Source organism: Pseudomonas sp. NY15354 (genome assembly GCF_048068075.1).
GTDB lineage: Bacteria > Pseudomonadota > Gammaproteobacteria > Pseudomonadales > Pseudomonadaceae > Aquipseudomonas > Aquipseudomonas guariconensis_C.
The window spans coordinates 13,966-26,481 of record NZ_JBLUPV010000028.1; the positions used below are offsets into that span (position 1 = coordinate 13,966).

The following is a 12,516-nucleotide window of genomic DNA, read 5'->3' on the forward strand; positions in this document are numbered from 1 at the left end:
AGGCGGCGCTGGTCTGGGTGAATCATTCGATGCTGAACGGGAAGTACTTGTCGTTGATCTTCTTGTACGTGCCGTCGGCCTTGATTTCGGCCAGGGCCTTGTTCAGCTTCTCGCGCAGCGGGTCGCCTTTGCGCACGGCGATGCCGATCTTGTCGCTGTCGACCACAGGCTCGCCCTTGAACTCGAAGTTCTGGCCGTCCTTGCTCTTGAGCCACTCGTACTGCACGTACTTGTCGGCCAGGATGCCGTCGATGCGGCCAGCGATCAGGTCCAGGTAGGCGTTTTCCTGGGTGTCGTACAGTTTGACCTCGACGTCATCGCCGTAGTTGTCTTCCAGCCAGGTGCCAGACAGGGTCGCACGCTGGGTGCCGATCACCTTGCCCTTGAGCGAGGCCTTGTCGGTCTTGAAGTCGACGTTCTTCGGGGCGATGAACTGCAGTTTGTTGGAGTAGTAGGGGTCGGTGAAGTCGACGGCCTGCTTGCGCTCGTCGGTGATCGACAGCGACGACACCAGGAAGTCGAACTTCTTGGCGTTCAGCGCGGGGATGATGCCGTCCCAGTCGGAGGTGACGACCGAGCATTCGACCTTCATCTTGGCGCACAGGGCGTCGCCGATGTCCTTGTCGAAGCCGACCACGTTGCCGCTGGCATCCTTGTTGTTGAACGGCGGGTAGGCCGCCTCGATACCCATGCGCAGTTTTTCCGCGGCCATGGCGTTGGCCGAGAAGACCAGCGTGGCGGCAGCGGCCAGGAGGAATTTCTTATAGGTCTGCATGTGTTGCTCCGTTAGCGGTGGCTGGACATGAATTGCTTGCAACGCGCCGAGGTCGGGTTTTCGAACACCTGCTGCGGCGATCCCTGCTCTTCGACCAAGCCCTGGTGCAGGAAGACGACTTCACTGGACACCTGGCGGGCAAAGTTCATTTCGTGCGTCACCAGCAGCATGGTACGGCCTTCGTCGGCCAATGCGCGGATAACGTTAAGCACTTCCTGGACCATTTCCGGATCGAGCGCCGAGGTCGGCTCGTCGAACAGGATGACCTTGGGTTTCATGGCCAGGGTCCGGGCAATGGCCGCGCGTTGCTGCTGGCCACCGGAAAGCTGGGCGGGGTAGCTGTGGCGCTTGTCATGGATGCCGACCTTGGCCAGCAGTGCCTCGGCGGCCTCGATGGCCTCGGCCTTGCTCTGGCCAAGCACGCGACGTGGCGCCTCGATGATGTTGTCGAGGATCGACATGTGCGGCCACAGGTTGAAATTCTGGAAGACGAAGCCGATTTCGCTGCGCAGACGGTTGATCTGGCGGTTGTCGGCGGCGATCAGGTCGCCAGTCTTGGTCGCCTTGAGCTTGAGCTCTTCGCCGGCGACGAGGATCTGCCCCTGATGGGGATTCTCCAGCAGGTTGATGCAGCGAAGCAGGGTGGACTTGCCGGAACCGGACGACCCCAGGATCGAGATCACGTCACCGTCGCGAGCGGTCAGAGAAATGCCCTTGAGAATCTCCTGCTCGCCGTAGCGTTTGTGCAGGTTGCGGATTTCCAGCGCGGGCGTGGCCTGGGCCATGTGCGGTCCTCATGTGTTCGGGTGCGTTCCCAGCTGTTGGCGGCCTTCCTGGCGAGCGCCACGCTAGCATAGCGGCGTAATGGCGGCCAACCAGGTCGCAAGGGGCTCGGGTCGCTGGCGGGATACTTTGTCGCATCGTTGCAGCGGACTGTCGCGAGGATGTCCGCGCGCACGTCCCCAGCACCGGAGCCTTGATGAAAAAAGGCGCGATGGTGCCAGCTTTGGACGTGCCTGGGAAGCCGTTTTTGGCCGGGTGGCGCTTTGCTCGTGACTGTGCGGGTCTTGGGTTGCGCCAGGGGGTTGCGCTTTCTGTTGCTCATTTTTTGTGCGCAGGTGTTACCGAGGAGCACCTTTGGTGCGTTTGTAAGTGGGTATTTCAGTAAACCGGGGCTGGCAAGAAAATTTGACGCTCTTTCGGTCAAGGCATGGCCGAAAGGCCTGCAAGTCTTGACGGTCGCGGTGGCCAGGCGATTCCGATGAACGTGTTTGGAAAGTGGCGCGGTTATTGCCAGATGGCATGGACCGAATGCAGCGACGCCTACACCAACCCCCGGCGCGCTTCGTTTCAGCATTTCGGGTGGTCCACTCCTTACAAAGGTAGTTTTATGAGCGGTAAGCACAATTCCAATGACCTCGCTCAGGGGCTCAAGCAACGGCATGTCACCATGCTGTCCATCGCTGGCGTAATCGGCGCCGGTCTGTTCGTTGGCTCCGGCCACGCCATTGCTGCGGCAGGTCCTGCCGTCCTGCTCGCCTATGCGGCGGCTGGCACCCTGGTGGTGCTGGTGATGCGCATGTTGGGCGAGATGGCCATCGCCTCACCCGATACCGGTTCCTTCTCCACCTATGCCGACCGCTCGATCGGGCGCTGGGCAGGTTTCACCATCGGTTGGCTGTATTGGTGGTTCTGGGTCCTGGTGATCCCGCTGGAGGCCAACGCCGCGGCTGCCATCCTGCATGCCTGGTTCCCCGCCGTGGACCTCTGGGCCTTCTCGCTCATCATCACTTTGGCGCTGACCCTGACCAACCTGTGCAGCGTGAAGAACTACGGTGAGTTCGAATTCTGGTTCGCCCTGCTCAAGGTGCTGGCCATCATTGGCTTCATCGTCGTTGGCTGTGTGGCCATGTTCGGCCTGGTGCCCAACAGCCAGGTCAGCGGTGTCAGCCACCTGTTCGATACCCAGGGCTTCATGCCCAATGGTCTGGGCGCGGTGCTGGCCGCCATGCTGACCACCATGTTCTCGTTCATGGGTACCGAGATCGTCACCATCGCCGCCGCCGAATCGAAAGATCCGGGCAAACAGATCAGCCGCGCCACCAACTCGGTGATCTGGCGTATCTGCCTCTTCTACCTGGTGTCGATCTTCCTGGTCGTGGCCCTGGTGCCATGGAACGATCCGGCCCTGGCCGAGACCGGTTCCTACCAGACCGTTCTGAGCCGCATCGGCGTGCCGAACGCCAAACTGATCGTCGACATCGTCGTGCTGATCGCGGTGACCAGCTGCCTGAACTCGGCGCTGTACACCTCCTCGCGCATGCTGTTCTCCCTGAGCAAGCGCGGTGATGCACCTGCCATGGCGCAGCGCACCACCAAGGCGGGCACCCCACACTGGGCGGTCCTGCTGTCCACCGCGGCGGCGTTCCTGTGCGTATTCGCCAACTTCGTGGCTCCGGCTGCGGTGTTCGAGTTCCTGCTGGCCAGCTCCGGCGCCATCGCGCTGCTGGTGTACCTGGTGATTGCCGTGTCGCAACTGCGCATGCGCACCCAGCGTGAAGCCCGTGGCGAGAAGATCGTCTTCAAGATGTGGCTGTTCCCAGGTCTGACCTGGGCAACCATCGCGTTCATCATCGCGATTCTGGTGGTGATGGCGCTGCGCGAAGACCATCGCGCCGAGATCATCGCCACCGCGTTGCTCAGCATTGGCGTGGTTGCCGCTGGTCTCTTGGTGCAGCGCAAGCGCAAGGCCGAAGGCCAGGCTGCCGGACAGGTAGCGCTGGATAACTGATTCGGCAGTTGAAATGAAAAGGCCGCGCCCTGTGAAGAGCGCGGCCTTTTTGTTTGCCGATGTCGGTCTTTTCGCGGGTGTAGCGGTGTTATTGAGTGCACCGCAGACCTTGTGGCAGGTTTACCCACGAATGGGTTGGCACAAGCAATCAGCCGAACTGCTTCTGCTGTTGCTGCTGCTTGGCCACCGCTTCCGAGGCTGCCACATAGGCTTGCTGGAACTCCTCGCTCTCCAGCCAGGCCATGGTGGTGTCCTCGTCGGCGCCGTCGAGCCATTCGCGATAGGCGTTGAAGACCATGATGATGTAGTCGGTGGCATGTTCTTCCTTGTGACCCTTGAGCACCAGGGTCAGCAGGGGGTCGACCAAAAATACCGAGATCATCGGCACCAGGCCGTTCTGCTGGGCTTCCTTCATCCTGTCGAACAGGCTGTCGTAGCTGCCCGAGTCCATGGCTTTATTGAAGACCTGCTCGACACTGGCGCTGTCGCCGGCGCTGGCCTTGACCGTCTGGCCGCTGCGCACCATTCGGTTCTGCTTGGCCTTGGTGGCGGCGCGCTTGGCGCGTTTCTGTTGCTTGGTGTTGGAGGCCATGGGCGAATCCTTGGGAGTGTCTGGAGAATGCGCGTATTGAAGCGTAGTTGCCGCAGAAACCCAAGGGGCTGTGCTACGGCTCCAAGGCGCTAGGTTCTGTACGAAAAGCCTTGATACTCGGTGATGCTGCGTTGAAAGCAGCCTCGGAATGCTCATTTACAACCCGTAAAGTCGAGCGCGACTCCGACCGTTCCTCGGCTGCTTTCGCCTTGCCTGACCTTCGTCTCAAGACTTTTCATACAGACCCTAGCTAGCCAGCGGCGATGGTTCATCCTCCTCGAACCCCCGCGAGGCTCGTCCTACCAGCAGCGAGTCGGGCGCATGGGCGACGCTATGGTCCTTGCCCGGATAATCCAGCGAGTGCAGGAAATGCCGGATGCAGTTGATCCGCGCGCGCTTCTTGTCGTCGGATTTGATCACCGTCCACGGGGCATCGGCGGTGTCGGTGTGGAAGAACATGGCTTCCTTGGCTGCGGTGTAGTCATCCCACTTGTCCAGCGACTTGATGTCGATGGGCGACAGTTTCCAGTGCTTGAGCGGATCGTCCCGGCGCGAGATGAAGCGGCGCAGTTGCTCTTCGCGGTTCACCGAGAACCAGTACTTGAACAGCAGGATGCCGCTGTTGCACAGCATGCGCTCAAGCTCCGGTGCCTGGCGCATGAACTCTAGATACTGCAGCGGTGTGCAGAACTCCATCACCCGCTCGACACCGGCGCGGTTGTACCAGGAGCGGTCGAAGAAGACCATTTCGCCCGCAGTCGGCAGGTGCTGGATGTAGCGCTGGAAGTACCACTGGCCCTTTTCCTGTTCGGAGGGCTTCTCCAGGGCGACGATCCTGGCGCCGCGTGGGTTCAGGTGCTCCATGAAGCGCTTGATGGTGCCGCCTTTGCCCGCTGCGTCGCGGCCCTCGAACAGGATGACCACGCGTTGGCCGGTATCCTTCACCCAGCTCTGAACCTTCAGCAGTTCGATCTGCAGGGCGTGCTTAGTCTTTTCGTAGTCCTGGCGGCGCAGGCGTGTGCGATAGGGATAGCTGGCCGGCAGACGCGCCGAGGTGCTGTCTTCATTGCTGCCGCGGCGAGCGGTGGCCACTTCCAGTGCTGTCGGCTGCTGGCTGATGGCGCTGATGCTCGGGTCTGGAGCAGTCTTGGCGGCAGCCTGGCGCCTGCGAGGCGGGCGGGGGCGGGGGTGGGTGATCGGCGTGATGCTTGGCGTCGTATCGGCGGTGGGCGGGAGCAGAGGCGTGGCGTCGTCGCTCATGACAGTCCTTTGGGTCGGTTCGAATGTCCACCCGATAGGCTAGGGCGCTTTAAGAAGTGGCTAGTTGATATTGATCAAGGGTGCCTGGTTTAGTCGTTCTTCGGTGGTGAAGGGCTGTAACACTTCACTCGCCCGCTCTGTCCGTCCAGGTGTGAAGCGTTACGGGGTCGGAGCTATAATGCGGCGCATGTTGAATCCAGACGAAATTCGCCCCCTCCTTAAGCAGTGGATCAGGAATGTGATGCCACATGAGCCCGGTGATGTATTCATCGAGGAGCTGTGCTTCATTGATAAGGCCAGGCGCGCAGATCTTGTGCACGCCAATGGGAAACTGAGTGCCTTCGAGATCAAATCTCATGCCGATACCTTGGGGCGCTGGGTAGGGCAGCAAGAGGCCTACCTGGCGTGTTTCGATGAAGTGTGGCTATGCTGCCATTCTCGTCACTTGGTCAAGGCGTTGGAGCTCTCGGCCGCCAATGTTGGAATCCTGATCGTCGATGACTTCTCAGGAATGGCCTTGGTGAGAAGGGCTGGGCAAAACAAGCGACAGGATAAATTTCATCTCACAGGTTTCTTGTGGCGAGAGGAGCTGGATAATCTAGCGCGTGCACATGGCATCGGTATAAAAAGCAAAGACTTGATAAAAACAGTGCGGCGCATGGTTAGCGACGCACTGACAGTCAGCGATATTCGCAGTTGTGTGCTGTCTGTTTTGAAGCGGCGTTACGCTTAAAAAAGATCGTCTATTTCGTCCGGGTCGATCGTGCCGGGCGCACTGTTTTGTTGGTCCGCAATGGATTTCAATATTGCGCAAATATGCTGGTTTATACGGTAGCCATTCCAGGTGCCATTGTTTCCATAGCCAGCATTTGTCATCTCGATTCGTGCGTATTCTCTTGTTGCCCAGCAAAAATCATCGCCGTGATACCCTGGCAGGCGTCGGATCTCTTTGGCGATATCGATGTAGTTGTTGAATTCTTTATCGCCACCTTTTCTACGTTGCCACCATTCCGTGGGGGTGTAATAGCAGCCGAATGGGAGTACGGGCATGCCTATTACATATTCCATCGGCGCCGTAGGGTTGGTCGCAGCATAATCTCCGTAGACAATGTTCGCGCTGGGCAGGCTCTGGTTGATTGTCGACTGCCATGCCACATCGTAACAGGTGGCAGAGCGAGAGCTGTTGGAGGCGGGCTTGTCGATAGGGAAGGAAGTACTCAAAAGCACTATCGAGCTAGGCGCGTATGTGTTCAGATTCTTGAGCAAGCGATCGAAATCTGAACCGGCGGCGGTGCTGGGCGGGGCGGAGGCTATGAAATCAAGGATCACATGTACACCGCTCGGGCGCGCGAGAGAATCCATTATCGAGAACAAACGATTGCGTGAGGTCGGGGTTGGCTTTTCTGGGCAGAACATCCTGATAGCGATTGCATCGAACTCACGCTCCAGTGACAAGGCCAATTGAACGACATCCCGTTGAGCGTCATCGTCGGACCATGAGATCACGGGAATGATGGTTGGATTCGTCGTTTGAATGTTCTTGAAGAATGTCTTTTTGGCGTGAAAGGCATTCAGAGGATTGTGCAGGTCATGAGTAGCGATGAAGCTTTCCTGAACATCTTTTTTTCCTCTGGAAATATCCATGAAGAAGGGATGGTCGGTCCAGTCTTTTAGAAAGCTTTGGAGGTGCCTGTCATCGTTTCCTCTCATGTCCAGAAGCGGTGTGAATAGATCCCGTCTGGGGTGTTCGAGATTAGTCAGCGCTTTAATATCGTTCAGGCCGACGCGTAAACAAGCGGCATATTTCATGCTGCACTCCTTGCAGTTGTGGGCTTTCGTTGCTGGGCGTTAACGATAGCCGAGCCATGGCATGGTGAGAGTGCGAAATTGTTTGCCGATATTTCTATAACAATAAGGCTTTAAAAAGACGAGCGAATAAGTAGGATGCCTCTGATATCCCCGCTGACAATTTAAACGCTTATTGCGGCGGGCTGTTTAACTTGCCGCTCTACTGGACTAGGGTCTGTATGAAAAGTCTTGGGACGAAGGTCAGGCAAAGCGAAAACAGCCGAGGGGCGGTGGGAGTCGCGCTCGACTTTACGGGTTGTAAATGAGCATTCCGAGGCTGTTTTCAACGCAGCATCACCGAAGGGCACCCATGGGCCAGTTTATAGCCCTGGGTGCAAATGACCTATTTGGCGAGCCTCAGGCTGCGGTCAGCGCTGGGATCTGCAGGCCGAGCTTGGCGGCGGCGTAGTCCATGTCACCTTTGGAGATCGATTGGGCCTGGAAGCCGGCACCGATCAGGTCCTTGATGTACAGCTTGTTGTAGATGAAGCAGAACACCAGCGAGCTCAGGCCCATGGTGAGCATCTGCAGCAGGAACTGGATCGCTCCGAACTTCCAGTCACCGCGGAACAGCGCCGGGAAGAAACCAAAGAAGAAGGTGGTCCAGGAAAAACCGACCGGGGCTTCTTTGAGTGCGCCGGTTTTCGGGTTCTTGAACATGATCGACGTGTAGGCCATTTATCTCTCCTTGTATGCCCGCTTTTCAAAGCATGGTCGGGCTAACATGCAAATCCTTGCGCCGGTTGGCGTTCGTGGATCAGGGCTGTGCCGGCTGCGCGTAGATCGGCTGCTGGCGCTGCGCGTTCTCACCCAGTTCGTTGATGCAGTAATTGATGTAGTACGCGTTGAACAGGAACGTGTAGAAGGCGTTCATCGAGAAGTAAGGCTGCTGATGGGCGTTGGCGTAGGTCATCAGCAGGCTGCGGGCATTGAACGCCCAAACGATGAACAGCACGCCGCTGGCGATGCTCAGCAGGGCGCCGATGCCGACCAGGAAGGGTTCGGGGTTGTCGATGAAGGCGCCGCTTAGGCCCATGCAGACGCAGATCCAGATGATGTAGGTCTCGCTGCAGACGGTCTGTCCGGTGGCTTCACGCAGGTGTTGGTTGGTCTTGTACAGCCAGATCAGCAGATAGATACCGCCGGTGACCGCGCACAGCAGTACCAGGTGCAGCGTCTTACGATTGACCTTGTTCATGAGTTCGGCAGGGGATGTCATGGCGATTCCGATTTTCGAGAGGAAAAAACGGGCTGAGGCATCGGCTGTCTGATGAGGCATTCCTTGCTCAACCGTCGTCCGTGGGGGTATGCGCTGCAAGGCAGGGGCAGCGCGGCGCGAATGATAGCATATGGCTATTTTGGCGCCAGACTTTCGTTGCAAAAGTCGCGGGCATTAAAAAACCCCAGGCAACTTGCGTTACCTGGGGTTTGGCACTTGGTGCCCAGAGACGGAGTCGAACCGCCGACACGAGGATTTTCAATCCTCTGCTCTACCGACTGAGCTATCTGGGCGACGGGGCGAATTAAAAAGGTTTTCAGACCTTCCGTCAACGACTTTTTGAAAATTTTTTAAATTAATTCCGTCGCTTACGTTTTCTGGGGTCATTCGCTCGGCGGAACGTACCCTTCGGCCTGGGCGTATTCCTCGCCAGCGAAGAACTTGTCCATCTCCGCCTGGAGGAACTTGCGGTCCTCGGCGTTCATCATGTTCAGGCGCTTTTCGTTGATCAGCATGGTCTGGTGCTTCTGCCACTCGTCCCAGGCCTTCTGCGAGATGTGATCGAAGATGTCCTGACCTTTGGCGCCCGGGTAGGGTGGGCGTGGCAGGCCGGGGAGTTCTTCGTTGTACTTGCGACACTTCACGGTGCGGGTCATCGGGACTCTCCTGCAATCAATTCATCGGCCGCGCGTTTGAGCAGCTTCTTGACCGGGGCGGCGAGGCCCAGGCGCGGCGGGGTGGCGAGGTTATACCAGAGCCAGTCGGGCTCATCCACGGGCGCACCGAGCGGGTCGACGCGCACCAGCCAGGGTTCGATGGCCAACTGGAAATGGCTGAAGGTGTGCGTCAGGCCGTCCAGGGCCTGACTGTCGGTGGCGCGCAGACCATGCTGGTAGGTCAGGTCGTCGAGCTGTTCCAGGCTGTCCAGTTCCGGCAGGCTCCACAGCCCGCCCCACAGGCCGCTCGAGGGGCGGCGATAGAGCAGAATGGCGCCTTCATGGTTGGCCAGCAGCGGCATCAGGGTGCGGCGCTGGGGCAGCGTCTTGCGCGGCTTGGGTTCGGGGTATCGGGTTTCTTCACCGAGCAGGTGGGCCTGGCAGCCGGCCTTGAGTGGGCAGATCAGGCAACTGGGCTTGCTGCGGGTGCAGAGGGTCGCGCCCAGGTCCATCATCGCCTGGGTGTAATGGTTGGCCCTGGTGTGTGGCGTGAAGCGCTCGGCATTGGCCCATAGCGCGTTGGCCACCTTCGGCTCGCCGGGATAACCGGCCTGAGCGGTGTAGCGGGCCAGCACGCGCTTGACGTTGCCGTCGAGGATCGGCGCGCGAATGCCCATGCTGATACTGGCGATGGCGCCGGCAGTGGAGCGGCCGATACCGGGCAGTTCCGTGAGCTGCTCGACGCTGCGCGGGAACTCGCCGGCGTGCTGCTCGACCACGATTTTCGCGGCTTTTTGCAGGTTGCGCGCCCGGGTGTAGTAACCCAGGCCCGTCCACAGGTGCAGCACTTCGTCCTCCGGCGCTTCGGCCAGAGCCTGCACGGTTGGCAGGGCCTGCATGAAGCGGTCGAAGTAGTTGAGCACAGTGCTCACCTGGGTCTGTTGCAGCATGATTTCCGACACCCACACCCGGTAAGGCGTGATGCCCTGTTGCCAGGGCAGGTCATGTCGGCCGTGTTGGTCGTACCACCGCAGCACGGCGTTGGAGAACTGCTCGGGACTCATCGTTTGAACAGCCCCTTGAGTGCATCCTTGAGCTGCGGGCTGACCTTGTCACCGAGCTTCTCGTCGAGTTTTTCCTGTAGGCGGTTGCCGGCCAACTTGGCGGCGACCTTGCCCAGGCCTTCTTGATCCAGGCGGCAGGCCTTGGCGCCGAGCTCCAACGGGCCACGGCAGCGCACCGGCACTTCGATGCCGACATAGCGCTCGTTGACCTGGCAGGCCGGGTCCGGCATGGCGCGCTGGTCACCCTCGACGATCACGCCGAGGTTGTAGTCCATGCCCAGTACGCGCAGGTCCACATCGCCGTGACCGTTGACGGTCAGGCCTGGAATGCTTGCCCTCAGGTTAGGGTTGCTGGCGACGCCATTGCGCACCACCAGGCTGCCGCGCAGTTCCTGGAAGGGAGTGTCCTTGCCGCGCGGTTCGCCACTCAAGGTCTTGCGGTTGAGGGTGGCGATGGCGTGACACAGCTGCTGCTCGAGGTTGGCGTTGACCAGCACACCATCATTGATGGTGAAGCTGGCATTGCCGTTGAGCGTGTCGACCAGTGCTTTCTGGCTGTTGCCGGTGGCGGTCAGGTCGCTGGACAACGTCAGCAGGCCTTTGACCGGTGGCGCTTTGTCCGGGGTGTCGGCATTGATGAAGTGTTCCACCGGCACGCGGTTGATCCGGGTCTTCACGCCGATCTGTGGCACGGCGGGGCGAACATCGAGCGTGCCGTTGCTCTCGAAGCTGCCGTCGTACAGGCCGCCGCGCAGGGTTTCGAGGGTCAGCAGGCCGCCCTGGCCATTGGCCTTGAGCTGGGCATCGGTGATCGGCAGCTTGTCCAGGGTCAGGGCATCGAACGAGACGTCTGCCTGCAGGTCGAGCTGGCGCAGGCGATCCACCGGCAGCAACTTGTCGCTGCTCCAGGCCACTTGGGTAGGCGCATTGGGCAGTGGGGTCGTGCTCGGGCCGCTCACGGCACTGGCTTCCTGCTGCTGGACCTCGGCGTGGCGCGCGGCGCTGGCACCCTTGGCCTGTTCGCTCTTGGCTTGCAGGTAGCGGTCGGCGTTGAACGTGTCGCCTTTAAGGCGCAGGCGCAGGGCCTGCTTGGCGAAGTCGTCGATGGCGATGCGGCCGCTGAAGGTGCTGTCGTCGAGCTTCACGGCCAGGTCTTCCAGGGCCAGGCTGGTTGGATTGGCCTGCAGGCGGGTGACCAGCTCCAGTTTGCCGAAAGCGGCCGGGTCGGCGGTGGCGGGCAGCGGATGGCCAATGCTGTCGAGGAAGGTGCGCAGGTCGAACTGGGCGATGGACAGGCCACCGCTCAGCTGCGGGGTTTTGTCCAGGTCGCGCAGGTTCAGCTCGCCCAAGGCGCGCAGTTGGTTGGCAGACAGCTTCAGGCCATTCCAGGAGGCCACGTTGGCCGCCAGGTCGACCAGCAACTGGCCTTGTGCGGCGAAGGTCATGGTCTTGCCGGCCAGCGGTTCGCCAGAGGTTTCGCCGGAAAGACGCATGTCCTCGATGTTGTAGCGCTTGAGCTTGCGGTCGAAACGCAGCTCGCCTGTCAGCTCGGTGCGTGCCTTGAGGCTTGGTTGGCCGACGGTGAGGAAGGCACTGGCCTTGAGCGGGATGTTCACGCCCTCATGGACCGCGCCGGTGCTCAGCTGGATGCTTTGCGCGGTGAAGGTCTGGCCGGTCTTGGCGTCGGTGTACTGCACCTGGGCGTTGTTGACGGTCAGGCTGTCGATGTCCAGCTTGACCATGCGCTCGCGGGTGTCTTCCTTGTTGGCCGGGGTATTGGCCGTGGCAGGCGCTTCGGCCGTGCCGGTCGATGGCGTGTCGGCAGGCTGTGGCAGTGGCTTGCCGATGTCTTCCCAGTTGCCGTGGCCGTGTTCGTCACGGTTCAGGATCAGGTTCAGGCCCTCGACGCGCACGTCGCTCATCTGCACCTCTCGGCGCAGCAGCGGCAGCACACGGACCGACAAACCCAGCATCTGCAGGTCGGCGAACGGCTCCTTGGGCTTGTTCAGCGTGGCGATACTGGCCTCGTGCAGCTCCAGGCCCAGCCACGGGAATAGGCTCCAGCCGATATCGCCGTTGAGCGTCAGCTCGATGTGGGCCTTGTCGCGGGCCAACTGGCGAATCTCGTCTTTGTAGTCGTTGGGATCGAAGAGGTGGGTCAGGGCGAAGCCCAGCGCCACGATGATCAGCAGCAACCCGAGAAGCCCCAGCCCCAGGATTTTGCCGAACGCTTTCATGGGCGAGTCCTTGTAGTCCGTTTTTGAAATTCAAGCCTGGGAGTATAGCGCTGTGGGTAGGACCTCGGCGTATT

At 60.1% G+C, this 12,516-nt stretch carries 12 protein-coding genes and 1 tRNA gene; 2 read left to right on the forward strand and 11 right to left on the reverse strand.

All coding sequences use genetic code 11. The features are described 5' to 3' along the window. Window positions 1-22 precede the first annotated feature (22 nt). Together ACNFCH_RS20850 and ACNFCH_RS20855 are read right to left on the reverse strand one after the other, a co-directional pair. Window positions 23-775 carry an ABC transporter substrate-binding protein gene (locus ACNFCH_RS20850; RefSeq protein ID WP_043211016.1) on the reverse strand — a complete coding sequence of 251 codons (753 nt, stop codon included), beginning with the start codon at window positions 773-775 and terminating at the stop codon, window positions 23-25. A gap of 11 nt (window positions 776-786) precedes the next feature. After that, the gene (locus ACNFCH_RS20855) at window positions 787-1,560 is read right to left on the reverse strand and encodes an ABC transporter ATP-binding protein (protein WP_196163328.1); all 774 of its coding nucleotides are present in this window, start codon (window positions 1,558-1,560) and stop codon (window positions 787-789) included. Between the two features lie 605 nt (window positions 1,561-2,165). Here ACNFCH_RS20855 and gabP point away from each other — a divergent pair. After that, window positions 2,166-3,566, forward strand: a complete 1,401-nt coding sequence (gabP, locus tag ACNFCH_RS20860; RefSeq protein ID WP_337160179.1) for a GABA permease — start codon at window positions 2,166-2,168, stop codon at window positions 3,564-3,566. 148 nt (window positions 3,567-3,714) lie between these two features. Here the strand turns inward: gabP and ACNFCH_RS20865 are convergent, their stop codons facing one another. Together ACNFCH_RS20865 and ppk2 are read right to left on the reverse strand one after the other, a co-directional pair. Continuing rightward, a complete protein-coding gene (locus ACNFCH_RS20865; protein WP_337160180.1) occupies window positions 3,715-4,158 on the reverse strand; it encodes a hypothetical protein in 444 nt (147 codons plus the stop codon). Window positions 4,159-4,404: 246 nt separating this feature from the next. Beyond that, window positions 4,405-5,418 (reverse strand): polyphosphate kinase 2, encoded by a 1,014-nt coding sequence (gene ppk2, locus ACNFCH_RS20870; RefSeq protein ID WP_337160181.1) that lies wholly within the window; start codon window positions 5,416-5,418, stop codon window positions 4,405-4,407. 178 nt (window positions 5,419-5,596) lie between these two features. On the opposite strand from ppk2, the gene ACNFCH_RS20875 reads away from it, so the two are divergent. Continuing rightward, window positions 5,597-6,151 (forward strand): sce7726 family protein, encoded by a 555-nt coding sequence (locus ACNFCH_RS20875; RefSeq protein ID WP_416743586.1) that lies wholly within the window; start codon window positions 5,597-5,599, stop codon window positions 6,149-6,151. Here the strand turns inward: ACNFCH_RS20875 and ACNFCH_RS20880 are convergent. From ACNFCH_RS20880 to ACNFCH_RS20910, 7 genes are all read right to left on the reverse strand, one after another. Continuing rightward, window positions 6,148-7,227, reverse strand: a complete 1,080-nt coding sequence (locus ACNFCH_RS20880) for a beta family protein (RefSeq protein ID WP_416743588.1) — start codon at window positions 7,225-7,227, stop codon at window positions 6,148-6,150. The genes ACNFCH_RS20875 and ACNFCH_RS20880 overlap by 4 nt on opposite strands. 396 nt (window positions 7,228-7,623) lie before the next feature. Continuing rightward, window positions 7,624-7,944 carry a hypothetical protein gene (locus tag ACNFCH_RS20885; protein WP_337160184.1) on the reverse strand — a complete coding sequence of 107 codons (321 nt, stop codon included), beginning with the start codon at window positions 7,942-7,944 and terminating at the stop codon, window positions 7,624-7,626. Window positions 7,945-8,023: 79 nt separating this feature from the next. Continuing rightward, the gene (locus ACNFCH_RS20890; protein WP_070090763.1) at window positions 8,024-8,485 is read right to left on the reverse strand and encodes a DUF4234 domain-containing protein; all 462 of its coding nucleotides are present in this window, start codon (window positions 8,483-8,485) and stop codon (window positions 8,024-8,026) included. A 217-nt stretch (window positions 8,486-8,702) separates the two neighbouring features. Then, window positions 8,703-8,778, reverse strand: a tRNA-Phe gene (locus ACNFCH_RS20895). Window positions 8,779-8,868: 90 nt separating this feature from the next. Further along, entirely contained in the window at window positions 8,869-9,141 is a 273-nt protein-coding gene (locus tag ACNFCH_RS20900) for an oxidative damage protection protein (RefSeq protein ID WP_043211032.1), read from the reverse strand. Further along, complete coding sequence (gene mutY / locus ACNFCH_RS20905; protein ID WP_337160185.1) at window positions 9,138-10,205, reverse strand: A/G-specific adenine glycosylase; 1,068 nt, start codon at window positions 10,203-10,205, stop codon at window positions 9,138-9,140. The genes ACNFCH_RS20900 and mutY overlap by 4 nt, the downstream gene beginning before the upstream one ends. Next, entirely contained in the window at window positions 10,202-12,442 is a 2,241-nt protein-coding gene (locus ACNFCH_RS20910) for an AsmA family protein (RefSeq protein ID WP_416743591.1), read from the reverse strand. The genes mutY and ACNFCH_RS20910 overlap by 4 nt, the downstream gene beginning before the upstream one ends. Window positions 12,443-12,516: the final 74 nt, after the last annotated feature.